At 30.1% G+C, this 26310-nt stretch carries 25 protein-coding genes; 16 read left to right on the top strand and 9 right to left on the bottom strand.

From position 1 onward, the window contains the following. The first annotated feature begins 4 nt into the window (after positions 1–4). A complete protein-coding gene (locus Anndu_RS15900) occupies positions 5–1600 on the top strand; it encodes an alpha/beta hydrolase (RefSeq protein ID WP_464102124.1) in 1596 nt (531 codons plus the stop codon). On the opposite strand, the gene Anndu_RS15895 is transcribed toward Anndu_RS15900, so the two are convergent. Both Anndu_RS15895 and Anndu_RS15890 read right to left on the bottom strand, forming a co-directional pair. Next, complete coding sequence (locus tag Anndu_RS15895) at positions 1575–3476, bottom strand: hypothetical protein (RefSeq protein WP_464102123.1); 1902 nt, start codon at positions 3474–3476, stop codon at positions 1575–1577. The two genes, Anndu_RS15900 and Anndu_RS15895, sit on opposite strands and share 26 nt — an antisense overlap. Before the next feature lie 3 nt (positions 3477–3479). Next, the gene (locus Anndu_RS15890) at positions 3480–3899 is read right to left on the bottom strand and encodes a hypothetical protein (RefSeq protein ID WP_464102122.1); all 420 of its coding nucleotides are present in this window, start codon (positions 3897–3899) and stop codon (positions 3480–3482) included. 148 nt (positions 3900–4047) lie between these two features. Here Anndu_RS15890 and Anndu_RS15885 point away from each other — a divergent pair, with 148 nt between their 5' ends. The 5 genes from Anndu_RS15885 to Anndu_RS15865 all read left to right on the top strand — a co-directional run bounded on the left by Anndu_RS15885 (position 4048) and on the right by Anndu_RS15865 (position 7494). Next, a complete protein-coding gene (locus Anndu_RS15885) occupies positions 4048–4755 on the top strand; it encodes a pirin family protein (protein ID WP_464102121.1) in 708 nt (235 codons plus the stop codon). 275 nt (positions 4756–5030) lie between these two features. After that, a complete protein-coding gene (locus Anndu_RS15880) occupies positions 5031–5852 on the top strand; it encodes a HEAT repeat domain-containing protein (protein ID WP_464102120.1) in 822 nt (273 codons plus the stop codon). 49 nt (positions 5853–5901) lie between these two features. Continuing rightward, positions 5902–6546: a HEAT repeat domain-containing protein gene (locus Anndu_RS15875; RefSeq protein ID WP_464102119.1), complete on the top strand. Its 645-nt coding sequence runs from the start codon at positions 5902–5904 to the stop codon at positions 6544–6546. 72 nt (positions 6547–6618) lie between these two features. Continuing rightward, complete coding sequence (locus Anndu_RS15870) at positions 6619–6780, top strand: hypothetical protein (protein ID WP_464102118.1); 162 nt, start codon at positions 6619–6621, stop codon at positions 6778–6780. A gap of 114 nt (positions 6781–6894) precedes the next feature. Continuing rightward, positions 6895–7494, top strand: coding sequence for a CpcT/CpeT family chromophore lyase (locus tag Anndu_RS15865; RefSeq protein WP_464102117.1), 600 nt, complete (start codon positions 6895–6897; stop codon positions 7492–7494). A 181-nt stretch (positions 7495–7675) separates the two neighbouring features. Here Anndu_RS15865 and argF read toward each other — a convergent pair whose 3' ends face one another. Further along, positions 7676–8596, bottom strand: coding sequence for an ornithine carbamoyltransferase (argF, locus tag Anndu_RS15860; protein ID WP_464102116.1), 921 nt, complete (start codon positions 8594–8596; stop codon positions 7676–7678). A 135-nt stretch (positions 8597–8731) separates the two neighbouring features. Here argF and Anndu_RS15855 point away from each other — a divergent pair, with 135 nt between their 5' ends. From Anndu_RS15855 to Anndu_RS15840, 4 genes are all read left to right on the top strand, one after another. Then, positions 8732–9928, top strand: coding sequence for a histidine kinase (locus Anndu_RS15855; protein WP_464102115.1), 1197 nt, complete (start codon positions 8732–8734; stop codon positions 9926–9928). A 155-nt stretch (positions 9929–10083) separates the two neighbouring features. Next, a complete protein-coding gene (locus Anndu_RS15850; RefSeq protein ID WP_464104130.1) occupies positions 10084–10710 on the top strand; it encodes a flavin prenyltransferase UbiX in 627 nt (208 codons plus the stop codon). Between the two features lie 101 nt (positions 10711–10811). Next, positions 10812–11435: a LapA family protein gene (locus Anndu_RS15845; RefSeq protein ID WP_464102114.1), complete on the top strand. Its 624-nt coding sequence runs from the start codon at positions 10812–10814 to the stop codon at positions 11433–11435. Positions 11436–11497: 62 nt separating this feature from the next. Further along, on the top strand, positions 11498–11938 hold the full coding sequence (locus Anndu_RS15840) for an NADAR family protein (RefSeq protein ID WP_464102113.1): 441 nt from the start codon (positions 11498–11500) through the stop codon (positions 11936–11938). Between the two features lie 44 nt (positions 11939–11982). On the opposite strand, the gene Anndu_RS15835 is transcribed toward Anndu_RS15840, so the two are convergent. Together Anndu_RS15835 and Anndu_RS15830 are read right to left on the bottom strand one after the other, a co-directional pair. After that, positions 11983–12531 (bottom strand): hypothetical protein, encoded by a 549-nt coding sequence (locus Anndu_RS15835; protein WP_464102112.1) that lies wholly within the window; start codon positions 12529–12531, stop codon positions 11983–11985. 58 nt (positions 12532–12589) lie between these two features. Continuing rightward, positions 12590–12844, bottom strand: a complete 255-nt coding sequence (locus Anndu_RS15830) for a hypothetical protein (protein ID WP_464102111.1) — start codon at positions 12842–12844, stop codon at positions 12590–12592. Between the two features lie 168 nt (positions 12845–13012). On the opposite strand from Anndu_RS15830, the gene Anndu_RS15825 reads away from it, so the two are divergent. Continuing rightward, entirely contained in the window at positions 13013–17086 is a 4074-nt protein-coding gene (locus Anndu_RS15825) for an NACHT domain-containing protein (protein ID WP_464102110.1), read from the top strand. Between the two features lie 116 nt (positions 17087–17202). On the opposite strand, the gene Anndu_RS15820 is transcribed toward Anndu_RS15825, so the two are convergent. From Anndu_RS15820 to msrA, 3 genes are all read right to left on the bottom strand, one after another. Continuing rightward, on the bottom strand, positions 17203–18312 hold the full coding sequence (locus tag Anndu_RS15820) for a YfgM family protein (RefSeq protein WP_464102109.1): 1110 nt from the start codon (positions 18310–18312) through the stop codon (positions 17203–17205). A gap of 19 nt (positions 18313–18331) precedes the next feature. Next, positions 18332–18811 (bottom strand): acyl-CoA thioesterase, encoded by a 480-nt coding sequence (locus Anndu_RS15815; RefSeq protein WP_464102108.1) that lies wholly within the window; start codon positions 18809–18811, stop codon positions 18332–18334. A gap of 105 nt (positions 18812–18916) precedes the next feature. Beyond that, positions 18917–19561, bottom strand: a complete 645-nt coding sequence (msrA, locus tag Anndu_RS15810) for a peptide-methionine (S)-S-oxide reductase MsrA (RefSeq protein WP_464102107.1) — start codon at positions 19559–19561, stop codon at positions 18917–18919. Between the two features lie 333 nt (positions 19562–19894). Between msrA and Anndu_RS15805 the strand changes: the two genes are divergently transcribed. The 5 genes from Anndu_RS15805 (at position 19895) to Anndu_RS15785 (ending at position 25830) form a co-directional block, all read left to right on the top strand. Further along, positions 19895–20860 carry a glutathione S-transferase family protein gene (locus Anndu_RS15805; protein ID WP_464102106.1) on the top strand — a complete coding sequence of 322 codons (966 nt, stop codon included), beginning with the start codon at positions 19895–19897 and terminating at the stop codon, positions 20858–20860. Positions 20861–20910: 50 nt separating this feature from the next. Beyond that, a complete protein-coding gene (locus Anndu_RS15800) occupies positions 20911–21870 on the top strand; it encodes a hypothetical protein (RefSeq protein WP_464102105.1) in 960 nt (319 codons plus the stop codon). Between the two features lie 114 nt (positions 21871–21984). Beyond that, a complete protein-coding gene (locus tag Anndu_RS15795; protein WP_464102104.1) occupies positions 21985–22539 on the top strand; it encodes a DUF4330 domain-containing protein in 555 nt (184 codons plus the stop codon). A gap of 62 nt (positions 22540–22601) precedes the next feature. Beyond that, positions 22602–23726: a class I SAM-dependent methyltransferase gene (locus Anndu_RS15790; RefSeq protein WP_464102103.1), complete on the top strand. Its 1125-nt coding sequence runs from the start codon at positions 22602–22604 to the stop codon at positions 23724–23726. A gap of 238 nt (positions 23727–23964) precedes the next feature. Beyond that, positions 23965–25830 carry a cation:proton antiporter gene (locus Anndu_RS15785; protein ID WP_464104129.1) on the top strand — a complete coding sequence of 622 codons (1866 nt, stop codon included), beginning with the start codon at positions 23965–23967 and terminating at the stop codon, positions 25828–25830. A 60-nt stretch (positions 25831–25890) separates the two neighbouring features. Here the strand turns inward: Anndu_RS15785 and Anndu_RS15780 are convergent, their stop codons facing one another. Further along, positions 25891–26301 (bottom strand): hypothetical protein, encoded by a 411-nt coding sequence (locus tag Anndu_RS15780; RefSeq protein WP_464102102.1) that lies wholly within the window; start codon positions 26299–26301, stop codon positions 25891–25893. Positions 26302–26310 lie beyond the last annotated feature (9 nt).

Below are 26310 nucleotides of genomic sequence, written 5' to 3'. Positions count from 1 at the left end.
ATTTATGTTTAATTTTGGAAAATTCTTGAGTAAATTCCTAAAAATTTTCAGCTTATCTTTTGCCTTAATTTTGTTTCCAAAAATAGGATTAAGTGCAGAAAATATTGCTTTTAATTATGGAATTTTAGAATTTTCCGTTTCTATTCAATCTTTAGAAAAATATGCAAATACGGGACAAATTGAATCAGATTTAAGCTTATTAGCTAATATTTTAACAGAAAACCAGTTAACTAATTTACGCAATCTTTTAACAATAAAAGCCGATTTAACCCCCGTTGCAATTGCTCAATTTTTTTACTCTCCTCAAGGTGAAATCATTTTAGAAAGATTAGGGCAAATTATCCAAACTCGCCACAATCAACATGGTTTTTATGCCATTAGATCAGCCTTAATTTTAGCCTCAGCCGATCAGGAAGGTTTAACACTTTTAAATATTATTAAAAAATTTCCTTTACCCCTCATCAAAATTAATTCAACCATTGGTTTTGATTTTATGGATCAACTGGGAAATTTGATTGAAGATACGGAAAAATCATTAACCATTATTAAACAACAATTTCAACAAAATATTAATCAAGAATCACCAATTGATTTTAAATTATTGCCAGATTTGAGACAAACAGGAGGCTTTACTTTTGAGAAAGAAACTATTAAATTAAAAAATTTTTCTTTTAATGAAAATATTTTAGTTGATCTATATTTTCCCCAATTAGAAGAACCTAAACCTTTGCCTTTAATTATTATTTCCCATGGCTTGGGATCCGATCGTCAAACCTTTGCTTATTTAGCACAACATTTTGCATCTTATGGCTGGATTGTTGCTATACCAGAACATCCGGGCAGTAATTCCCAACAGTTACAAGACCTATTAATGGGAGCTAATCATGATTTAATTTCCACTGGAGAATTAATTGAAAGACCATTAACAATTAAGGCTTTATTAAATCAATTAGAGCAGGATTATCAATCAAAAATTAATTGGGATCAAGTGGGATTTTTAGGTCAATCTTTAGGTGCTTATACGGGTTTAAATTTAGTTGGAGCTTCTCTTAATTTTAATCTTTTAAAAGAAAAATGTCCAGAGGGTAATCATCTCTTAAATTTATCTTTATTATTACAATGTCGTTTGTTAGAATCTCCCAGAATTACGATTAATTTTCAAGATTCAAGAATTAAAGCAATTGTGGCAATTAATCCCCTCACAAGCTTAATTTTTGGTGAACAAAATCTGCAAAAAATAACAATTCCCACCATGTTTATAGCGGGAACATCTGATCCGATCACCCCCGCTTTTCCCGAACAAATTATTCCTTTTACTTGGCTAGGAAGCACTGAAAAATATTTAATGATTTTAGAAAAAGGAACACATTTTTCCACTTTAGCGCAAGTGGAAGGAAATGTTAATTTTCCTCAACAAACCGTAGGCCCTGATCCAGCGATCGCCCATGAATATTTAAAAGTAATAAGTTTAGCTTTTTTTAATAGTTATCTGCGAAATAAACCCCAATATAAATATTATTTAACTAGCCGTTATGCCCAATATATTAATCAAGATTTAATGCCTTTATTATTACTTAAAAATTATCAATTATCGTGGTAGTTGGTTTATTTTGATCATTAATTTTGATCATGTGATCAGGGGTGAGATCTTGCCATTTAACACAGTCTTTAATTTGTGAAGTAAAATCTTGTTTAACTATATTTAATTCCTCTTTTGTAGCCGTTGCTTTTAAAGCAATAATTAAATCATGAATATGATCTACACAAGGAAGTTGATTAATTTGTTGTGTTAATAAATTAAGATTTTCTACTATTAATTCTAATTGATCCGATGTGACAAATAAATCAATACTTGTTTCGATCGCCCTAATTAAATTTTTAATAATAGCCATATATTCTAAATTAAATTGTTCTAGTTCAAATTGATTATTATTAAAATCAATTTGACTTAAAACTCTAATTAAACCATGAATTTGATCGTTAGAAGGTAGATTTTTAAATGATTCATTTAAAACCGTAATTTGTGATTGTAAATCTTGCAAATGTTGATTAATTAAATTATAATCATCACTCAGTAAAGGATTATTTATTTTATTATTATTTTCCTCAGATTGCAGAGCTAAAATATGATTAACTTGATTAGTTAAAAAAGTAATTTGTTTTTCAATATTTTTCCCTGATATACTATTAATATTTTGGGAATTAACCTCAATCAAACTAGGATAAATTGATTTAATTTCTTCAAGATTAAGGCTTTCAAGGTCTAAAAATTGAGGAGTTTGATCTAATTTATTTTCTTCAAGAGGTGAATTATTGGCCTGATTCTCTCCAAAATTATTTGAAAAATTATGATCAATAATTGGCTCTAATTTTTCTTGTAATTTTTGAATCAAAATAATTTCAGGACGATGATTAAATTTATGTTGAAGAACTTGGAATTGCTCTTGTAAATATTCTAAATCTTCCTGTTTAACCAAGCGATTTAAAATAGTTTTTATTTTGCTTAAAACACTTAAATTTTCATTTTTATTAAACTTTTCTGAAAGTTCATTGATTTGATTTTTTAAATCTTCAATATCATCTTTTGATAAAAAATCATCCATAATTTCTGACAAAGTATCTATGGTAACAAAATTATCAATAGAAAGTTGTAAACGGGCTAAATCAGATTCTAATTCTTCCATCATTTTTTGAGTAGCCAAATTTTGATTTTTTTTAGCAACTAAAGATAAAATTTGATCATGATATTCTTTAAATTCTTGATTAGTTAGATAACTATTAAATTGTTGAATTAATTTAGCTTCAACTTGTTTTAATTCATCACTTTTGACAAAATCTATAAACAGCAAATCCGATTCTGTAATAAAATCTTTTTCTAATTCTTTCGAGATTACATCAACTTGATTTTTTAAATTATTAATAGATTGAGTTAAATTCATTAATTCTTCTTTAAAAGTTGAATCTGTCACATATTTGAGAAACTTATTGTAAATATTAGCAATAACTTCCTTGATTTTTTGTAAATCTTGAATTTCAGATCGGTTTTGAAAATTATCATCTATTTCATCTATTTTTTGCCCTAATTCAGTCATTAATTGCCAATTTTCTCGAAAGTCTTTTTGGAGGGTATTAATCAACTCTTGATTGCCTTTTTGTTGGGATTGTAACTGACTAATTAAAGGAGCAAGACGTTCGGTATAATAACTAATCATATTATTAGGTAAGGATTGTAATGACTCCTCAACCTGATCAACATTTTTGTTAAATTTTTGTTCTAAAAAAGAAAGATCCTCTTGTATTTTTTCAATTTGATCTTGTGTTTTTTCCTTTTGTAAACGACTTAAATAAATAGCAATGGCCATGGTTGGCAAGGCTAAATATAAAGCTTGTTGATATAAAAATCCTAACAATCCGCCCACTCCAGAAATAAATAGACAAGAATTTGCAATTAATTTATTTTCAGTTTTTTTAATCATAATTTAAACAAAAGTTTTGCCCGTTTTTTGCTCAATAAAATTTAAAAGTTTATGATAAGTATTTTCATCACTTTCTTTAGTTATAACAATAGGATTAGACTGGCCACATACCCAGAAAGAGATTTTTTCCTGTTTAGCATAACAGAAAGTTGCAATGCGATTAAGATCAATAATATATTCTTTTCTTTCATAAGGAAATTTTAACCAATGACCCATTAAAGAATGATTTGAAATTTGATTAAGATAACTAAAAATTTCGTAATAATCATCAGGACGATTATAATAATTAACAACAATCATCACGGATGTATAAGGTAAATAAAAATCAATTTTCCCTTGAGGATGACAAATAAAAGTGCTAATCGAATCTAAATCTACCAAATACTCATTACGTTCAAATTCTATTTTAATCCAATATGCCACTTCAGACCTCCATTTATTAGCTCTTGTTTTGAAATTTTCTCATAATTTGGCCATCAATTTAACGATTAGCTACCCTTTTATTTTAAATGATTAATAGCAGATCTACTATAATATTAAATAATAACAAAAGATTAAACAAGCTTAATTTATGATTAAGATTCGCCCTAGTAACGAAAGAGGAAGTATTAACTACGGTTGGCTTGAGACAAAACATACTTTTTCTTTTGGACAATACCATAACCCCCTGCACATGAGATTTTCTCATTTACGAGTAGTTAATGAGGATAAAATTATTCCTACCGAGGGATTTATGACCCATACCCATCGTAATATAGAAATTATTACTTATATTATCAATGGACAATTAGAGCATAAAGATAGTTTGAGGAATAATTCTACTATTGCTCAGGGTGAAATTCAAAGAATAACCGCAGGAACGGGAATTAATCATAGTGAGTATAATCCTTCTAAAACAGATAATGTTCATTTTTTACAAATTTGGATTTTACCTGATCGCCAAGGGTTAACTCCTAGTTATGAACAAAAGTATTTTTCCCCCGAAAGTAAGCAGGGCAAATTAACTTTAATTGGGTCATCTGATGGGCGAGAAAATTCCATTCTAATTCATCAGGATGTTAAGTTATATGCGAGTATTCTTGATCAAAATCAAATGATTGAATATGTAATTGCCCCCCATCGCAATTTATGGTTACAGTTAATTAAAGGTAGTTTAAAAGTTAATGATCAAAATTTAGTTTCTGGGGATGGTTGTGGTATTATTTTAGAGGAAAAAATAAAGATTACAGCCCTAAGTGATCAAACTGAATTTTTATTATTTGATCTGGCTGAAATTTAACTTTTTTGATCCCCCTAAATCCCCCTTATTAATTGGGGATAGGGAGGATCAATAGCTTAATCAAAAAATAATACCATTTGCATAAAGTAACTTCAGACTGAGGCTTAATAGAATAGGTTATTTACAAAGATTTCAGGGATTTAACAATGTAGCTACTAAATGTAAATGGTATAAGGTAGGCAACGCCTTTAAATAATTTTAAATAATAATTGTTAATTTGAGGCATTGCCCACCCTACAATTATTAATCAAATTTTTAATTTTAAAATAAAATTTATGGAACAAGATCAAATCAATTTCGCCCAAAGTTGGACAAAAGAACAGGCGATCGCCAATTTAAAACAAACAGAAGACCCCAGTTTAAGATATTATGCCGCTTGGTGGATGGGAAAATTTCGCATTCAAGATCAAGAGGTGATCGAGGCTTTAGTAGAAGCCTTAGAAGATAACACCGATCGCTCTCCAGATGGGGGTTATCCCCTCAGAAGAAATGCGGCCAAAGCTTTAGGCAAGGTGGGAATTAATACAGTTGTACCCGCTTTGATCGTCTGTTTAGAATGTGAGGATTATTATGTGAGGGAATCAGCCGCTCAAGCATTAGGCTCGATCGGCGATCGATCTGCCATTTCACCCTTAATGAGTTTTTTAGAGGGAGGAATAGCCAAAGCCCAACCAATGGCCGGAAAACCCTATTTAATCGAGCCTTATGAAGCGATTTTAGAGGCTTTAGGCAGTTTAGGGGCTACAGAAGCCATTAGCCTAATTGAACCGTTTTTAGAGCATTTTACCCCTAAAGTCAAATATGCGGCCACAAGGGCGATGTATCAATTAAGCGATGATTCTTTTTATGGGGAAAAATTGGTAGAAGCCTTAAAAGGAGAGGATCTACAGTTAAGACGGGCGGCCTTAATGGATATTGGGGCGATGGGCTATGTGGAAGGGGCGCAAGCGATCGCGCAAACCTTGGCCGAAAATAGTTTAAAATTAGTATCATTAAAAGGCTTATTAGAAACTCAATTAAATAGGGATCATAATGATTTAAAATCCCTATCAAATGAGAGTATTAAAGTTATGGAAATCATGGATAATTTATTATAAAAAAAGCCTTTTTTTGAAACATTTTTTTGACAAAATTATTTATTAATAAATGACACAATTAACAGTAGAACAATTAATCAAAAATATTGAAACAGCCGACTCTAAAAATAAAGTTTGGTTGGGAGTAAAAGCCCTTGCCGAGTTACAGGATCCCGAAGCGATCCCCTTTTTAATTAAAGCATTAGGCTTAAATAATCCGGGGGCGGCCGTGGCGGCCGTAGATGGTTTAATTAAGATGGGTGAAATCGTGATTGAGCCATTATTAACCAATTTGGATTATTATAATTATACCGCCAGAGCGTGGGCGATTCGGGTTTTTGCGGGAATAGGGGATCCGAGGGGCTTAGAATTATTATTAAAAGCGGCCAGCAGTGATTTTTCCTTAAGTGTGAGAAGGGCGGCCGCCGTAGGTTTAGGTAAAATTAACTGGTTAAAATTGCCTGAAACGGAAATTTTACAAGCACAAAAACAGGCTCTTGATACTTTATTATTAGTGTGTGATGATGGAGAATGGATTGTGCGTTATAGTGCCATTGTTGGTTTAGAATTTTTAGGTAAAACTTTCACCGAAAATCAACAAGATTGGTTAAATTTAATTAAAGAAAAGTTAACTAAAATCTTAGAAAATGATCAAGAATTAGGCGTAAAAGCGAGGGCAAAATTAACCTGTGATCGTTTAAATTTTAATATCTAGCTATCAGCAATTAGCTATCAGCTATCAGTTTTTTTCATGTTTTAATTATCTCATTCTTTGCTCTATTTAATTATGAATAAAAATTTACAAATATTTATAGAAAAACTAGAAGATTATCTTGATTTACAAGAAGCAAAAAAAATTTTAGAGGAAGCTAAATTAAATCAGGAAATACCTATGACTTGGCAAGATTTTGAAAAAGAATTAGAAACAAATAAAATATTAAATAAATAAATTTATAAATAATTATTAAACAAGATCAAAAAAGATGATTTAATCATTACTATAAAAAAATTACACTTTAAGCTATAATAATTCAATCAAATAATTTATTTAGTAACAAAAATTATGACCTGTTCCACCGATATTAAAACCTTAGCCCAATGGATGGCCGCCGATTTTAGTAATCAATTACAAGCCTTTGAAAATCCACCTTTATGGGCGCATATTCGAGTTTGTATGCGTCCTTTACCCTATAATTTATTTAATAAAGTTAGCTTTTTTTTAGAACAAGCTTATGATTATGATTTAAAAAGACCCTATCGTTTAAGAGTTTTTACTTTGAATATTGTAGATAATCATATTGAAATTATACATTATAAATTAAAAGAACCTGAACCCTTTTTTAATGCTTCCCGTAACCCTGAAAAATTAAAAGAATTAACCTTAGAACATTTAATAGAAATGCCGGGTTGTGATATGAATGTAGAATGGACAGGTTACAGTTTTAAAGGTACAATTAAACCCGGAAAAGCTTGTATTGTAGAAAGAAAAGGTAGAGTAACTTATTTAGATAATAGTTTTGAAATTAATGGAGATAAATTAATTAGTTTTGATATAGGTAGGGATCCACAAACAGATGAATTAGTTTGGGGATCTTTAGCCGGCCCTTTTCAATTTGTCAGATGGCATAATTTTAAAGATGAAGTTATTATTAATTATGTTTAAATAAATTGATGATTAATTTTTGATTAATTAATATTTGATTTTTTTGTTCAGGAATAATTCAGGTTAGGTTACAAAGCAATAGGGAATAGGCAATAGGGAATAGTGATAATAATTAATTTTCTTTATCAATTATTATTAATTTTGTAAAAGATCTAATTTTTAAAAGCCTATTCCCTATGGCCTAACTAAAACCTAATAAACTGGCAACCAGTGCTTTTTGAACGTGCATTCTATTTTCAGCTTGATCCCAAACTTTAGAATGTTTACCTTCCATCACTTCATCAGTTATTTCTTCTCCTCGGTGGGCTGGTAAACAATGTAAAACGATCGCTTCGGGATCCGCATGGCTTAAGAGTTGGCCATTAACTTGATAGGGTTGGAAAATGGGGATCCGACTTTCGGCCGAGTCTTCCTGCCCCATACTCGCCCAAACATCAGTATAAATAACTTGTGTATTTTGGACGGCGGCGATCGCATCATTAGTCACAAAAATATCATCTTCATTTTGAGCTAAACTTTTAGCCCGATCCACCACTTCTTGACTGAGTTCATAGCCCACAGGAGTGGCGATTTTCACTTTCATGCCCATTAAAGCCCCACCTAAAAGCAGAGAATAAGCCACATTATTGCCATCTCCCACATAACTGACGCTCATTCGTGATAATTGACCAAAACATTCTTGAATGGTTAATAAATCCGCTAAAATTTGACAAGGATGCTCTAAATCTGTTAAAGCGTTAATAATAGGAATATCACAATAATCGGCGAAAGTTTGCACATCATCTTGATTAAAAGTCCGAATTGCTAGAATATCTATATAACGATCTAAAACTCTGGCTGTATCTATTAAAGGCTCACCCCTTCCCACTTGGGTGCGCTCGGGATTAAGATCAATAACTTGACCCCCAAGTTGATACATGGCCGAAGTAAAAGACACACGGGTACGGGTAGAAGCCTTATAAAAAAGAAGCCCTAAAATTTTAGGACAGTGAATGGAGATTTTACCACTTTTTAAATCCGTTGCTAAAGTCAGTAAGGCTTGAATGTCCTCACCCTTAAGATCGGCAATACTTAATAAATCTCTACCTTTTAAGTTTTCCATATATTATCTAGTCAGATTGATGATAAATGAAGTAAATTTTTATTATATCGGTTTTGAACAAGTACAGTAGAAAGTACCATGACAGAGCCAAAATACTGTATCTTTTTTTAGTAACAACTTTAATGGATTTCGATTGTGGAACAATTGCCGAATCATTCAAAATGTTATTTATCTACAGGATCAAGTTCTGGGGCGTTTCGTTTTTTGCTGTTTGTAGATCAGCGCTCCTATCCCAAAGACATTATTCAAGAGGTGACAATTTATATTGAACAGATTAAACAAGATTATTTTTGTGAATTGGAAATTGTTGATTTGAAGGATCAACCTCATTTGGTTGAGCATTATAAATTAATTGTTACTCCTGCTTTAGTTAAAATTTATCCTTTACCTGAACAAATTTTAATGGGCAGTAATCTTAAAGATCAGTTAGAAAAATGGTTTCCCCATTGGAAAAACGCTTTAGAGGGGGATCAACAAAAATGTTTACATTTTGAACAAACTACTGATTATGTGACGATTACTCATCCTTGTGATCAGATTTCCGTAGTAGGCTCAAGTGAATTATTACGTTTATCTGATGAAATTTTTTTGCTCAAACAGGAAAAGGAATCTCTGTTAGAACAAATTAAATTTAAAGATCAAATGTTAGCGATGATCGCCCATGATCTGCGCAATCCTTTAACGGCGGTTTCGATGGCTTTTGATACTTTAGTTCATGCCGATGCTTTACAACATTTTACTGATAATCAAAAGGCTGATTTTAAAACCCGTATTTATCAACAAGCTAAATTTCAAATAAAATTAATTAATCAGATGATTGGGGATTTATTAGATGCTACTCGTAATCTTCAAGGGAAGTTAAATATCAATCCTCAAGCTTTAGATTTAAAAGTTTTGGCTTCAGAAATTATTGAACAGTTTACCTCCAAATTAACCATTAAAAATCAAGCTTTAACAATAGATATTCCTCAAGATTTACCTTTAGTTTATGTCGATCAAGAATTGATCCGTCAAGTTATTTTAAACTTATTAGATAATGCGGTAAAATATACACCAAAAGAAGGAAAAATTACCTTTGCAATTTTACATCGTACCAGTCAAAAAGTCCAAATTACGGTAACAGATACGGGCTTAGGTATTCCCCCAGAAAAAAAGGAGGAAATTTTTGAAAGAAATGTAAGATTAGAAAGGGATTTAAGTCAGGAGGGATATGGTTTAGGTTTATCTTTATGTCGTAAAATTATACAAGCCCATTATGGCCAAATTTGGGTTGATAGTGTTCCCCATCAAGGTAGTAGTTTTCATTTTACTTTACCAATTTATTATAAATAGTCATTAGATCTAAAACCCAAACCCTAAAGGGTTAGGCTATAGAAACAAAGCCTGCCTGCGCAGGCTTTGTCTTAGTCTGCGTAGGCAGACTTCGTTTTTGTAGCATAAGGCTTTAGCCTTAATGAAATCATCAAATAACCAATAACCAATAACAAATAAAATTTATGAAAAAACCTTTAATTTTAGGCATTACTGGCGCATCAGGGTTAATCTATGCGGTTAGAGCGATCAAATATTTACTAGAAGCAGATTTTACGATAGAATTAGTAGCATCTAAAGGTAGTTATATGGTCTGGCAAAGTGAAAATCAAATTAAGATGCCACCTGAGCCAGAACAACAGGAACATTTTTGGCGACAACAAGCCGGAGTTGATCACTCAGGAAAATTGACTTGTCATCGTTTCTCCGATCTCGGCGCGGCGATCGCCAGTGGCTCTTTCCGCACTTTAGGTATGATTGTAATACCCTGTAGTATGAGTACGGTGGCCAAAATTGCCACAGGTTTAAGTACAGATTTACTAGAAAGGGCGGCGGATGTGCAAATTAAAGAAGGTAGACCTTTGATCATTGTACCGAGGGAAACACCCTTTAGTTTAATCCATCTTAGGAATTTAACCAGTTTAGCAGAGGCAGGAGTTAAAATTGTTCCGGCCATCCCCGCATGGTATCATCAACCTCAAACTATTAATGATTTAGTTGATTTTGTAGTAGCTAGGGCTTTCGATCAATTGGATCTTGATATAATACCCTTTCAACGCTGGAAAGAAAACAGTGATCAGTAAGTAGTACAGGTATTTTGCCTGTTACTGATAATCAATGATAGGCGAGATGCCTGTACTATCAATAACCAATAACTAATAACAAATAACTAAAATATTGAATTGTGGGACGTAGTTTAAAATCATTATTATTATTATTAAGTTTAATCGCAATTACGATTTTTGTGATTCAAAATCGTCAATTAATTACTATTATCATTTTAAATCGTCCTTTAACTTTTTCCTTACCTTTAGGAATTTGGGTATTAATATTTATGATTGCAGGAATGATCACCAGTTTAATTATAAAATTAATTAATCCCGTTGAAATTATACCAGTTGCTGATACCTATTCCCCTAAAAATTATCAAAAAAATCAAGCAAATCAATTTAAAAATGAAGAAATAGAAGAAGATGAAGATGAATGGAATATTGAAGAACCACCCATCGAACCAACCAGAATAAAACCACCGATCAAAGATAAAGTTAGACCTGAAAATTTCGATCAAGAAGAAATAGAAAAACAAAGGGAAAGGGAATTTCAATTTAAAGAAAATCAGGCAAAACAAACATCACAAAAAGAAGAAAATGTTAATAATTTTGAACAAGAAAAACCCCCTATTCGCCCATCTCGTAAACCGAAATCAAATCAAGTTTATGACGCTAACTATCGAGTAATTACCCCTCCCTATCGTCAAAATGAAGATCAATCACCACAACAGTGGAATGATGAAGATTTTGATTTTTAGTTATTGCTTATTTGATAGCAGTATCTTGCCCATATTAATTATTACTTATTACTTAAATTAAAATGACTATTTATTTTTATAGTACCCGTGAAAAATACGGTTGTTTTTCCAATTTTTCCCGTCATGGTTTTGAGTTAGATGGTTATTGGTGGATCACCAGTGAACATTATTTTCAAGCTTCAAAATTTGTGGAAACTGATCCCCAATGGTTTGAAAAAATTAGAACAGTAAAAACACCAAAAGAGGCCGCCCAAATGGGTAGAGATCGCCGACATCCCTTAAGACAAGATTGGGAAAAAGTTAAAGATGAAATTATGAAAAAAGCGGTTTTAGCAAAATTTCAAAATCATCAAGAAATTAGAGAAATTTTATTAGCTACAGGTGAAAAAATATTAATCGAAAATGCTCCAAATGATTATTATTGGGGATGTGGAAAAGATGGCACAGGACAAAATAAATTAGGACAAATTTTAATGGAAGTTAGAACAATTTTAAAATCATAAATTATCAATATCTGACTATAATTAATAGCATCTATCATTAGAAATTAAAACAAACTAAATTGTAAAGGAATACGCCATTGTGTTAGACTTCTGGCTTGTGTTAAAGGAATAATAATTCCCATTCTTTGATCAATCATTCTTCTTTGTAATTGTTCTTGTTGTTGTAAAATAAATTGACGAAATTTACAAGGCTCAATAAATAAAATTTCTTGATTAGGAATAACATATACAAAGAAATCCGCTTTTGATTTTAATGCCCAACTAGGAGCATTTCCTCTTTCTATTTCAAAAAAGAGATTATTAGTATCTAAACATTTATAATCTGTTTTAATTTCTAACCAAATTTCTCGATCTTCTGATTCATAAAGAATGCGATCTATACCCATTTTTTGATATTTCTGTATTTCTGAAACATCAACTAATAATTTATCAATATTTTGCTGTTGATAATTGGTAATTTCTGTTAAATTGATATTAGTATATCCATAGAAATTAACTAATAATTGATCAATAATCATTTCGCCTTTTTTTCCTTTTGCTAATCTTTGCTGAAAAGTTAAATTTTGATTTGATTTAGTATTAAGATGTAACATAATTTAAAACCTCTCTATAGTAAATTTGAGGGTGAGCAATGCCCACCACATTAATAACTTAACGATGATAAGAAACTGTCCAAAAAAGAGATTTTTTTCCTTTTTTACCTGCAAAAGTTGCGATCCATGCCCCTTTTTGATAGGGTAATTTTCCTTTTTTCTTAGCATTAGTTAAGGTAGAAGTTGAGACTTCTAATAAAGTTGATGCTCGTTTAGTGGAGCATTGCAATTCAATAACTGTTAATGCCGGAGGATGAATGCGAGGGCTAAAGGTTTTTGTTTCAGTTTCGGGAAATAAACTTAGTTGTTTCATTATTTTTAATTGAACTCTACACTTTCAGAGTATTTGAGGAGCAAAGTTTTTTCCAGAGAGAATAAGTGCAGTTAAGTTAATTTTCTTAACCGCACTTAACCGCATTCTAAAATTATTGATCAATCTACTAAAATATAAATTGATTATTCAACATGAAAGGTTAAATAAATGGAAAAACAAAAAAGAATAAGAGGATTTTTGGCGAGTAGAGAAGGCTTAAAAGTCTTAGAAAACAAAAGACTTGAACTTAAATTAACTTATGAAGATATTGTTTCTCAAGCAGGATTAAATAGTGATGATCGAGTTAAAAGATTATTTAATCCTCATTGGGGGATAGGAATTCAAAGAGATGGAATAGAAAAAATTGCTTCTGTTTTAAATCTTAATCCTGCCGATTTTATTGAAGGTTGGTATCCAAAGACAAAAAATAAACAACAAAAAATGAACATTAAAAACTTAGATTGGCCAGAAGTTATTAAAATAAGCTTGAAACAACAACAGCAAAAACAACAATTAAGACGTAGAGCCACTGAAAAAGGTTTTGAGGTTAATGTATTTGTGCCATTAGGATTAGTGGAAAGAAAAGAGCAACAACGCCGTAGCGGTGCTATTGAAAAAGATCAAATCAATCAATTAAAAGAGGAAGTTATTATTAAAAATTATACTCATGATGAATTTTTAATTGATGTTATTAAAGGTCAAAATAATAACAATAATCAACATTTAGCAATTATTGGTGAAGCAGGAGCAGGAAAAACAACTTATTTAGATAAAATAGCCTCTTTTATTCATCAGGAAACGGAAGATTTAGCTATTTTTATTCCTTTGGCAAGTTTACAAGGGAGAAATATTAAAGATTATTTAATTAATGAATGGCTACCCGAAGCTTTTTATTTAGTTTATCCTGATTTAGAGATAGAAGAAAAACAGGAAAAAGATTTTCAAAAATGGTTAAGAAAATCAAATATTTGGCTATTATTAGATGGTTTAGATGAAATGGGCATCGGCACAAAAAGTATTGAGGAAATCAGTCAACAATTAACAAATTGGTTAGCTAATGTGAGAGTTATTATTAGTTGTCGCCCGAATGTTTGGGATGCAAAAGTTAACCATAGTTTAAATAATTTTAGCATTTATAAAACACAAGAATTTAATCAAAATGATATTCATAGATTTATTGATGATTGGTTTATTCAAGCTAATAAAATTGATCAAGGAAATCAATTAAAACATAAATTAGAACAATCTCAACATCAGCAAATATATCAATTAATTACTAATCCTTTACGGTTATCTTTATTATGTCAAATTTTCTATCAAAATCCAAATTTTGAATTACCAGAAACCAGAGCAGAGTTATATCAACAATTTGTTAATTATTTTTATGAATGGAAACCCAATCAAGTTGAAATAGACTGGACAACACAGCCAAACTTACAAAATGATTTACATTTAGCATTAGGTAAATTATCAATTGCAGGGTTAGAAAGTGAAACTTTATTTCGTCTTCCTTTAAGTTTAATTAAGGAAAAAATGAGTGACGATTTATTTAAAATAGCATGGGAAATTGGCTGGTTAAATTTAGTTGATCGAGATGAAAAAACTAATGAACCCGTTTATGCTTTCTTTCATCCTAGTTTTCAAGAATATTTTGCGGCTTTAGCAGTGGGAGATGATTATAAATTTTTCTTAAATTATATTCCCGAAAATCCATTAGATGAAAAAGCTAGTTATCGAGTTTTTGATAAAAAATGGAAAGAAATTTATTTAATATGGATGGGAATAAACAATAGTGATATTTTATTACAAAATAGCAAATTTAATTTACTAAAATCTATTATTTCATTTTATGAGGCTGATCAAATAAATTGTTATTATTATCATTTTTGTCATTGTTTGATAGTAGATGCTTTATCTCAATATCAAGATAAAGTTGATGAATTTTATTTATCTTTAGAATTAGTTGTTAAATGGGCTATTGGGTCTTTTGACAAAAATCAACAAAAATGGTTTCAATACTTAAAACCGATTAGAAGTTTGGCAAAAAAAACAATTGAAAGTAATATTAATCAAAAGTTAGTTGATATTATAGAAAAATTAAACTCAAAAGAAAATCATTTAACATCATCTTATGTAAATAACCTAGTTTCAAATTTCAAAAAAAGATTTGAGAAAACACAACTAAAAGAAAAATCTCCAAGATTCATTCCATCATCAGAATTAGATGCTAAAACTATGATCAAAGAACTTCTTGAACTTGAAGGATATTGTGTTCCAATACCACAATTTGATCCTGAACTTGAAACGAATATAGATAAAGCCTTTAATTATGTTAAAAATTATTTTGAATTATATCATTATCCAAACGATGACAAATATATTTATGATAAATGTTTAACAATTTTACAAAAAAACTTAAAAAATAATCAAGAATTAGCTATTAAACTTGAATCATTGATAGAACCTTATTGTTATGCTAATTTAAGATTAGATATTACTAAAATTTTACTAGAGGAAAATTATCATAGCAAAAAAATAAATGAAACATTAATAGATATTTTATTTATTTTTGTTAATAAACAAAATATAAAAGTTGCAATTGACAATTCCTATGATATGTCTGACGAAATATTTATATTATCATCTCAGTCTCAAACTTTAATTGAAAAATATGCAATTAATAATCAGGAATTCATTAAATTAATAATTCTTCGTTTATATAATCAAGACTCTTGGACATGGAGAACTCCAAATTTATTAAAAACAATTGTTGTTAATAAAAAGGAATTTATTAAATGTTTAACAAAAATTGCTAATCAACTAAAATCTAGCCCAGAAGCTTTATTATATATTGCAGAATCAATTTTAGAATTAGATAGTAATAATCAATTTGCAATTGATTGTTTATATGAAATTATAGATAATAATACTAATACAGAAGAACAAAATCAAATTTGTTGGAATGCTACTGAAATTTTATGGCAAAAAGTTTTTTTTAATGAAAAGCTCTTACAAACATCACTTGAAATAATAAAAAATTTAGTAGAATTTGAACGAGATAAAATTGAGTTATTATTTAATAATATATTTTCTAATACAAGTAATTTAAATAATTATGTAAGATTGTTAGAAGAATATTTATCTAATAATATGAATAATGAATATAACCGCTTATTTTTTATAGATAAAATAATTTCAAATAAAAATTTTTCAACATTAATTTCTAAAGACGAAATTGCAAAGAAAATTTTACAAATAATGTATGATCATACAAACAATATATCAGTTAGAAGATGGTCAAGTAAATTATTGAATCAGATTAATGATGATAATTATATTCAAGAATACCTTGACTTTTTAATAAATTTATTATCTATTAATGATCAGTCTGATGAAGATTTTTATTATACATCGTCTACTATCTTATCTATTGATCCAGAAAATTTAGAAGCAATTAAAATACTTATTAATCTTTTTTTTAATAGTAAATCATTTCTTGATTATGGTGAAGATTATGGCGAACTTGTACCAATTAGTAATGAAGCCGCTAGACATTTAAAAGAAATTAAAAATTTAGAGCAAATGAAACTAATTATTCACCATTTCAAGAATTGGATGAAATACTATTCAAAAAAGGATAATTCAGAACGTGAAATATTATTATATTTTGCTCAAAATATTCCTTTTCCTGAATTTTATCAAGCATGGCATAGTAATAATGAAAATATACACCCAGAAATGAAAGAAATTACTCCTGTTGGTGAAACAGAAATAGCTAAACAATTCAATCAACAGTTAAAAAAAGATATTTATACTGACTTAAAAACGAATCTTAAACCCACTGCTCAAACCTATCCAATTGTGATTGATTTATCAATTTTAGCACAAACAACAGATATTCAAATAATATCAAATGAATTTTGTTATCAAATCTATCAAACTACTTTACCTAATGCCGAAATTCCTGAAGTTAATAATAGTAATCAATTGAAAAGATTGATTAAAAATGTTGTAGAAAAAACCTTAAATGTTGAAAAAATAGTGTTAGTTTTAACCAATGGTGATCCCTATCCAGAATTAGAAACTTTTTGTCAACAAATGATTAATTCTGTTTATCTTGGTTGGGTAACAAATAAAATTTTAAATTCAAATTTATTAAACAATAATCATTTTCGCAGTTTTACACCTGATCAAACTAATTTAACTGATATAATCCAGAATTGGATTGATGGAATTAAATAATTAAATTTTAAATTACTGTGTAGGGTGGGCAACTATCAAAATTTAATTATCAAAAATAAAATTAATTTGAGTTGCCCACTCTAAAATTATTTGATATTTAATCATAATATTGATCATTAATCTTTAAGAAAAACTAAACAACTATATAAATGAAAAGCCTGATCCCAAAGGGTTATATATTGACGAAATATATTAATATGTGGCTCAATTTCTGAGAGAAATTCGGAAAATTCTAAGGCTGTTTCTCCAAAAAAAGTAAATTCTGAATAAACGGGAATATTCGGTAATTCTTGCTCAATTAATTTTAAAAGATTTTGCCAATTTTTTCTTAAAGTTGCTTCTTTTTCTTCTAAATGATGGGATTTATCGGAATTAACTAAATTAATTAAGTTAATACTCTTTTTAAAATCATAATTTTGATCACATATTCTTAATATCATCTGTCTATCAGGTAAATATAAGTCACAGAATTGAGCATAATCTAAAATTTCTTTTTGATGATAAATCTGCCAATTTTTATCAAATTTAAAAGAGTTTTCAAAAATAGGGATTAAACCTGTGACTCTTTTGGTAATTTCTATCCAATTAACTCTTATTTTTTCTAGTTGATTTTCTTGATTTTCACAAATAACTGTTATTTGTGAATTAACTTGATTATTAATAGTTTCAATATATCTAACTTGATAAACTGATAATTTTTTAATTTGCTCGATCGCCAAACAAAAACAAGGAACATTAACTTGGTTTAAACACTTAACATAATAGGATAATTCTCCCATTTTTCCAACACGATATAAACGCCACGAACGGCTAGGTATTTGGAGTCTAGCAGTATAGGGATCAATTTCCATTATTTTAGCGAAATTTTGAGCGGCAATTTTTTTATCATCTTTTGGTAATGATTCTAATACAAATACTCCTATTTCTTCTGCTCCAACTTTAGTTTTTGCCTGATTAAGTTCCTGTTCTTTTGTTTGTTTTTCTCGTTGATTAATTCTTTCAATTCCTTGACGAATTTGACTGATTAATTTAGGATTAATTGTATGTTTTAAAAGTTCAATATAACTATTTTTAGCTTTGTCTAGTTGATCATTTAATTCAAATAAACGGGCTGTATAAAAATCTAACCAAGGGTTTTCTGGATCTTCTTGACGTAATTTTTGAATTAAGTGATTAGCTGTATCATAATCTTTATTTTTAAGGGCTTTTGCTATGTTTTCAAACATAATTTTTAATTTGATTATTTTATTTTTTCCTAATAATAGCATCCGTAACATTAGAAGGTAATTGACGCATTATTTTCCCTTTTTTGGCATCAATTCCCACTAATGTAACTTGTGCTGTAACAAATAATTCTTGACCATCTAAAGAGACTATTTGATAATCCCAATTTAAGCGCACTCCATCCATTTTTAATTGGGTTTTGACGATCACTTCATGGTGATCTAAACGCACCGCCCGATGATAACGAAGGGATAACTCTACTACGGGCATTTCACAGCCCAAGTTAACCAGATCAGCATAATTAACCCCGATCGAGCGAAAATACTCAATTCTAGCCTCTTCTAACCATGTTAAATAACTACCATGCCAAACGATATTAGCGTGATCGGTATGGTGGGGATAAATTTTCACCGGATATTCAAACCATGTTTCTGTTTTGGCATTGAAAGTCTCATCTGTTGTAATGGCTGTTGTTGGTAATTGATCGGAAAAATTAGACATAATTTGCTATTTTTTATTTATTTTTTGTTATTGGTAAATTGTCATTAGTCATTGATCATTTATAAGTCATTTGTAAACTGTTAATTATTAATTCTTAATTATCCATTATTCATTACATTTAACACCTGTGCCACCTAGACCACAATAGCCCCCTGGGTTTTTAGCTAAATATTGTTGATGATATTCTTCAGCATAATAAAATTCAGGAGCATCTAAAATTTCTGTGGTAATTTTACCATAACCGGCCTCAATTAATTTCTGTTCATAATGATTTTTAGAAGCTAAAGCTAAGGCTTTTTGCTCCTCAGAATAAACATAAATTCCTGAACGATATTGAGTTCCCCGATCATTACCTTGACGCATTCCTTGAGTGGGATTATGACTTTCCCAAAATACATTTAATAAATCTTGATAGCTAATCATATTGGGATCATAGACCACTAATACTACTTCATTATGACCAGTTAAACCAGTACAAACTTCTTGATAAGTAGGATTAGGAGTTAAACCTGCACTATAACCAACGGCCGTAGAAAAAACGCCTTTTTGTTGCCAAAAACGTCTTTCCGCCCCCCAAAAACAGCCTAAACCAAACATCGCTGTTTCCATTTGGGCAGGAAAAGGAGCTTTAAGAGGGTTGCCATTAACAAAATGTTGAGCCGGAACAGCCATAGCAGTAGATCTTCCGGGTAAAGCTTCCGAGGCAGTGGGCAAAGTTTCTTTTTTGCCAAATAATCCAAAAAAACCCATTGTTTTAATTCCTAATTTTCTTTAATTAATTGTTTTGAGATTTGATCTGATTAACTTTTAGATTATAACAAAACTTTAATTAATAGCAAACAATTATGATTAAATAATAATATAGCAGTCATAAATTAGTCTTGTCAAATAAAGTTAACCTTTAAAATTAATAGACTAGACATAAAATTAAATTTTAGATATAATTATCACAATCAAATTAGTTAAATAAATGTTGTCAGTTGAGAGTTGATAATTAACAATTACTGAACATTTAGATCGGTTTAATAAAATCATAGCTTTTTTTATCACTATTTAACAATTAATTAGCCCTCAAAACTCAAAGTGAAAAAACAATCTTTACCTCCTAAAACTATTATCAAATTAGGCAAATATGTTTGGACAACTTTCTGGCATTTAATGATGTCAAATCTTGCCCCATCTAATCAAATAGGTGCTTATCAACGCCCAAAAAGTCAATTTAAAAATTGGATTAATTCCGATTCAACTAATCTTTATTTACCGGAAAAAAATAGATATATTTTATATGTTGGAATGGGGTGTCCTTGGGCGCATCGAACTTTAATTGTAAGAGCTTTAAAAGGATTAGAAAAAGTGATTTCTCTTGTCATAGTTAAAGCCGATCCTATTGCTGGAGGTTGGATTATTCCAGAGGAAAATAATCGCCCTTTAGCTAATCTTTATCAAGAGGTAAAACCTAATTATTCAGGCCGTTTTACCGTGCCTGTTTTATATGATAAAAAAACAAAAACTATTGTTAATAATGAAAGTTCAGAAATTATGATTATGTTGAATGATCAATTTAATCATTTAGCAGAAAATCCTAACCTAAATTTATATCCCGAAAATTTAAAAAAACAAATTGATCAATGGAATAAAAAAATTTATCATTCTGTTAATAATGGTGTTTATTGTTGTGGTTTTGCCCAAACTCAAATAGCCTATAATCAAGCTTGTAATCAATTATTTGAAACTTTAGATGAAATAGAAGAAAATTTAAAAATTAATACCTATTTATGTGGAGATAATTTAACTTTAGCGGATGTGGGTTTATTTACAACTTTAATCAGATTTGATCTAGTATATTATAGCTTGTTTAAATGTAGTCGTCAAAGGATTCAAGATTATCAATATTTAGGAAATTATGTTAAAAATTTATATCAATTAAAACCCATTAATCAAACTTGTGATTTAAAACTAATACATGAAGATTATTATGGTAATTTATTTCCTTTAAATCCAGGAGGAATTATTCCTTGTTTTCCAAAATTAGACTTCTTAACCAACTAAAATAATAAGTAACAAGTATTATTAATTAAATTATCTCTTATTAATCATCTATGAATATTTTTCCATCATCTTCATCATCAATTAAGCGTTTTTCCCTTTCCTCTTTTTTATTTCGTTTTGGCCTAATTCTGTTATTATTAATGATAATTATTACAACGATCGCTCTCAAAGGATTATTTGAGCCAAATTTACTTAATCCTAATATTATTAACCCATCAGCACCCCATCAAATATTAACACCTTCCCCCCTTCCCGCACCTCAAATTACTACCCCAATCCCCGATCATTTATCCCATTTTTCTTTCCCATCTAATCATTTTCCCCTATTAATTTTTGTGGCTATTTTTGTTAGTAGTGCCATCGTTTCATTATTCGTCACAGCTTGGTTAAAATATTTATCTTTACCTTCAAAACAAAAACAGATTGTTAATAAATATCTAAGTTTGATCCTCAAAAAAATCTTATTTCCGATTTTATGGATGCGTCTATTTATTATTGATAGTTTTCAAACAATATCTAGTTTTTTAAAACCATTAGCTCAAAAATTACAACAAAAAAAACCAAAAATTAAAAAGAAAACAAAAATCAAAACTACTCCCAAAACCGTTAATAATTGGCCTCAAAATTATCAAAATCAAGGCCATCAACTAACAAATTTAAGAGATAATTATAATCAACCATTTAATGGGTTTATGTTATCCTATCAAGACCAAAGCGATCAATATTTAGAAAATAATTATCCTTTAGAAAAATTTAATCAAAATCAACCTATAAAACCAAAGAAAAAACCTCAATCTCCTCACCCAAAAAGCAAAAAATTACAACCAAAAAATAAAAAAACAAAAACAACTTATTTGCCCAATAAAAACCGCAATTATGATCAACCAGAAGTCACTATTTTAACCCCCGATGAACAAACCCCTTTAGATCAAAAACCACCAACTTTAGCACAATTAATGGATCTACGCCGCCATCAATCTCTATCATCTTTATTTGATAAAAGGTATTAATAAACAATTGATAATTGATAATTGATAATAAAAAAATTATTGTCAAATTTTGATCTATAATAATAATTGTCTTATTTATTATTTTAATTGTTACAACCTAAAAATAGAAAAACTATGAAAATAATTGATTCTAAAGGGCGCATTTTTGGTTTAATCAATGTCTTTGATCTTGGTGCGGCCTTAGTCATTCTCGGAGTGATTATTGGCATCTTTTTTATTCCCGGAACTACCGGAGGATCAGTTGCGCAAATAGGAGATACAACGCAAATTGAAGTAGACTTATTAGTGAGGGGATTAACTGTTAAAAATCCCGAAACTTTATTGAAAGATATGAAGGAAAATAAAAAAACTTCTATTATTATTCGTAATCAGCCCTATAGTCAAGTAAAAATTAAAGAAGTAGTCCAATTACCTCGTACTACAAACGTACCTCAACCCGATGGTTCAGTTATTGCTAAAAACGATCCAAGGCCTGAATTAAATTTTATTCAAGATATGTTAATAACTTTAGAAGGTGATGCACAAATTACAGAGGAAGGTGCAGTTTTTGCCCAACAAAAAGTTAAAGTGGGTACGGTATTAGAATTAGACGGAACTACCTACAATTTCAAGGGAAGCGTGGTTGATGTTAGAATTAATCAAACGGCAAAACAAGAACCTAAAAAATAAAATTTAGTTATTAATTATTGGTTATTAGTTATTAGTTATAACCTAAATTATTCCCTAAGTCAATGAATAGTAACCTTTTAAAAAAAATTATCACAAAAATAAAAAATAATCCTCAACAAAGAATAACCTTTGCTGAATATATGAATGATCTATTATACGATCCACAACTAGGTTATTATCATTCAGAAAAAATTAAAATTGGTCAAAAAGGTGATTTTTTTACATCTTCCTCCCTTGGCTCAGATTTTGGAGAATTGGTAGCACAACAAATTAAACAATTTTGGGAAAAATTAAACTCTCCTCAAACTTTTACTTTGGTAGAAATGGGGGCAGGTACGGGAATTTTTGCTTCTGATATTTTAACTTATTTACAACAGAATGATCCTGATTTTTTTGAAGTTCTAAACTATATTATTATAGAAAGTTCTCCCAATTTAATTAATCTACAAAAAGATAATTTAAAAAATATTATTAATCATAATTCATCAAAAATTAGCTGGAAAAATTGGGATGAAATAGAAAATAATTCTTTGATCGGTTGTTTTTTTAGTAATGAATTAATAGATGCTTTTCCCGTGCATCAGGTTATTTATAATAAAGGAAAATTAAAAGAAATTTATGTTAGTTTATCACAACAAGGTGAATTAACAGAAATTTATGATGATTTATCTACCCCAGAAATTAATGATTATTTTGATTTAAATCAGATTATTTTTAGTGATGATCACTATCCCCATAATTATCGCACCGAAGTTAATTTATTAGCTAAAGATTGGTTAAAAACTATTAATAATAAACTAAAAAAAGGTTATCTAATTACAATTGATTACGGTTATTCTAGTCAAAAATATTATCATCCCCAACGCTATCAAGGCACTTTAAAATGTTATTATCAACACCATCACCATGATAATCCTTATGTTAATTTAGGGTTACAAGATGTGACTGCTCATGTCAATTTTACCGCTTTAGAATTGTGGGGAAATCAATTAGGTTTAAACAATATTTCTTTAACAAAACAAGCTTTATGGTTAATGTCGTTAGGTTTAGGGGATCGCCTTAGTCAATTATCAACAAATCAATTTAACCTTCAAGAATTATTTAAACGTAGAGAAGCATTACATCAATTAATTGATCCCCAAGGTTTAGGTGGTTTTCAAGTCTTAATTCAAAGTAAAAATATCTAGGTATCATAATTTTAAATAACGGTACTTTAGACAAAAAAAAATTAACATGACTCCTAGACAAGAACAAATTATAACTTACTTTATTTTTCTTTTTTGTCTAAATCTCCCTAGTCAACAAAAGCCCTACTTTAGAGGTAGTTAGGGCAAAGAATTTTAAGCCAATTTTGAAAAGATCCTATAGAAAAAGTAGGTGTTTTCAAAGTCAGGTTAAAATGAAATTTTCACAAGTCAGTCTTAAATCATGGAAGCATTTGACCTAACATTACAAATAGTGATTACTGTTGTCGCAGGAATTACTGCACAAGTTATCGCCGAATTTTTGAAAGTGCCAAGTATTGTTTTTTTACTCTTATTTGGTGTTTTGTTGGGATCAGATCTACTCAAAATTTTACATCCCCATGACTTAGGGATCGGCTTGGAAGTTATTGTGGCTTTATCCGTTGCGATTATTTTATTTGAAGGTGGCTTAAATTTACAATTAAGGGAGTTAGGACGGGTTTCCGGTAGTTTGCGTAATTTAGTGACGATCGGGGCTTTTATTAGCTTTTTAGGGGGGGGAATGGCCGCCCACTGGTTGGGGGAGTTTCCTTGGGCTTTGGCGTTTTTATATGCTTCTTTAGTGGTGGTAACTGGCCCTACGGTGATCAGCCCTTTATTAAAACAGGTGGAAGTCGATCGCCCCGTTGCGACTATTTTAGAAGGGGAAGGGGTTTTAATTGATCCCGTTGGTGCGATCCTTGCCGTAGTTGTTTTAGATACGATCATTAATGCTAATGCCACGGCCACGGAAATAGTTAGTGGTTTATTCTTACGTTTGGGCAGTGGTTTGATCATCGGCGCGATCGGCGGTTTTATTTTAAGTTTTTTCCTCAAAAGTAGTAAATTTTTATCAGAAGAATTAAAAAATTTAGTGGTATTAGCGGGAGTTTGGGGTTTATTTGGCCTATCTCAATGGCAAGTAAGGGAGTCGGGCTTAATGGCTATGGTGACGGCCGGCATTATTTTAAGGGCTTCTTCTTTACCCGAAGAAAGAATGTTAAGGCGTTTTAAAGGGCAGTTAACGGTGTTATGTGTGTCGGTTTTATTCATATTATTAGCGGCGGATCTGTCCATTGCCAGTATCTTTGCGTTAGGTTGGGGTAGTGTTTTTACCGTCTTAATTTTAATGTTAATTGTGCGCCCTTTAAGCGTATTTTGTTGCACTTTTAATAGTAGTTTAAATTGGCGACAAAAATTATTTATTGCATGGATCGGGCCTAAAGGCATTGTTTCGGCTTCCGTTGCCTCTTTATTTGCCATTTTATTAACCCAGTCTGGGATCAATGGAGGAGATGCCATCAAAGCTTTAGTTTTTCTAACCATTATGATGACGGTTTTTGTGCAAGGTTTAACGGCCAAATGGGTGGCCAAATTATTAAAAATTACCTCCTCAGAAGCAACAGGAGCGGTTATCATTGGTTGTAATCCTTTAAGTAGAACGATCGCCCGTTTATTACAGAGTGAAGGGGAGTCAGTAGTGTTAATAGATACGGATGAAAAAGCCTGTGAAGAAGCCAGAAAAGACAATTTAGAGGTATTTCAAAGTAGTGGTTTAGATGCGGAAATATTAGAGGAAGCAGGTATTAATTCAATGGGAACATTTGTGGCTTTAACCAATAATGGAGAGGTAAATTTAGTATTAGCTCAACACGCCATAGATGAATTTAAACCGCCAAGAGTTTTGGCAATTTTTCCCCATCAAACTAATAATAATAAAAATACTAATCCTAAAATTAATCCAGCTTTAATGACCCAAGTTTCTATTAAAAAATGGAATACTTATCTGGAAGATAAACAGATTAAAATTGGTAAAACTATCTTAAGTGAAGCTAATTTAACTAATGAACAAAAACAGTTAGATAGTTTAATTAATAAGGGGGAATTATTACCTTTATTAGTTAAAAGAGATGATAAATTACAAATAGTAAAAGCTTCTGAACAATGGAGAGGAAATGATGAAATTATTTATTTATTATATGATCCCCGTCCCCAATTATTAAAATTATTATCAGGTACTACTCAAGTTTCCCGTTTAAGTGTGGAAAAATTGCCTAATTTAAAATAATATTTAGCTTAATTCTTATCATCAACTTTAGATTAAATATATTATTTATAATTAAGTTAATTATTGATTTTGTTTGTTTGGCGTGGGTTGGGGTTGGCTATTTGCTTTACGATCTTGCTCGATCGCCTTCATTACTTCTTGAAAAGAAGGCTCATCTGGATAAAGTTTAATTAAGCGTTCTATTTGAGCTTGTAAACCATCAAGATCATTCATTTCTACACGAGTTTTGATTAAACCATCTAAAGCAAATTGATTTTTTGGCTCTTTTTCTAAAACTTTTTCATAACCCATCGCCTGTTGTTCTAAAACTTGATTTTTGCCGTTTTGCTGTGATATTGGAGCTTGATTAGTTTGCTGATCATTATTAAACATTCCCAATAAACCCGAACCAGTAGAAACTAAGAAAAAACCACCAGAAGCTAAAATTAATATTTTTTGAAAAAGTGACATTCCTGTTTTTTGATTAGCCATAATATTAAA

The organism is Annamia dubia NIES-4383, assembly GCF_055394725.1.
The sequence above is the reverse complement of the archived record's forward strand: the minus strand, read 5'-3'. Positions and strand labels throughout refer to the sequence as shown.

Bases quoted from the DNA above. Each gene is read 5' to 3' on its own strand.
- Anndu_RS15900 (WP_464102124.1), top strand. From the start codon at position 5: ATGTTTAATTTTGGAAAATTCTTGAGTAAATTCCTAAAAATTTTCAGC.
- Anndu_RS15895 (WP_464102123.1), bottom strand. From the start codon at position 3,476: ATGATTAAAAAAACTGAAAATAAATTAATTGCAAATTCTTGTCTATTT.
- Anndu_RS15885 (WP_464102121.1), top strand. From the start codon at position 4,048: ATGATTAAGATTCGCCCTAGTAACGAAAGAGGAAGTATTAACTACGGT.
- Anndu_RS15880 (WP_464102120.1), top strand. From the start codon at position 5,031: ATGGAACAAGATCAAATCAATTTCGCCCAAAGTTGGACAAAAGAACAG.
- Anndu_RS15875 (WP_464102119.1), top strand. From the start codon at position 5,902: ATGACACAATTAACAGTAGAACAATTAATCAAAAATATTGAAACAGCC.
- Anndu_RS15870 (WP_464102118.1), top strand. From the start codon at position 6,619: ATGAATAAAAATTTACAAATATTTATAGAAAAACTAGAAGATTATCTT.
- Anndu_RS15865 (WP_464102117.1), top strand. From the start codon at position 6,895: ATGACCTGTTCCACCGATATTAAAACCTTAGCCCAATGGATGGCCGCC.
- argF (WP_464102116.1), bottom strand. From the start codon at position 8,596: ATGGAAAACTTAAAAGGTAGAGATTTATTAAGTATTGCCGATCTTAAG.
- Anndu_RS15840 (WP_464102113.1), top strand. From the start codon at position 11,498: ATGACTATTTATTTTTATAGTACCCGTGAAAAATACGGTTGTTTTTCC.
- Anndu_RS15835 (WP_464102112.1), bottom strand. From the start codon at position 12,531: ATGTTACATCTTAATACTAAATCAAATCAAAATTTAACTTTTCAGCAA.
- Anndu_RS15830 (WP_464102111.1), bottom strand. From the start codon at position 12,844: ATGAAACAACTAAGTTTATTTCCCGAAACTGAAACAAAAACCTTTAGC.
- Anndu_RS15825 (WP_464102110.1), top strand. From the start codon at position 13,013: ATGGAAAAACAAAAAAGAATAAGAGGATTTTTGGCGAGTAGAGAAGGC.
- Anndu_RS15820 (WP_464102109.1), bottom strand. From the start codon at position 18,312: ATGTTTGAAAACATAGCAAAAGCCCTTAAAAATAAAGATTATGATACA.
- Anndu_RS15815 (WP_464102108.1), bottom strand. From the start codon at position 18,811: ATGTCTAATTTTTCCGATCAATTACCAACAACAGCCATTACAACAGAT.
- msrA (WP_464102107.1), bottom strand. From the start codon at position 19,561: ATGGGTTTTTTTGGATTATTTGGCAAAAAAGAAACTTTGCCCACTGCC.
- Anndu_RS15800 (WP_464102105.1), top strand. From the start codon at position 20,911: ATGAATATTTTTCCATCATCTTCATCATCAATTAAGCGTTTTTCCCTT.
- Anndu_RS15795 (WP_464102104.1), top strand. From the start codon at position 21,985: ATGAAAATAATTGATTCTAAAGGGCGCATTTTTGGTTTAATCAATGTC.
- Anndu_RS15790 (WP_464102103.1), top strand. From the start codon at position 22,602: ATGAATAGTAACCTTTTAAAAAAAATTATCACAAAAATAAAAAATAAT.
- Anndu_RS15780 (WP_464102102.1), bottom strand. From the start codon at position 26,301: ATGGCTAATCAAAAAACAGGAATGTCACTTTTTCAAAAAATATTAATT.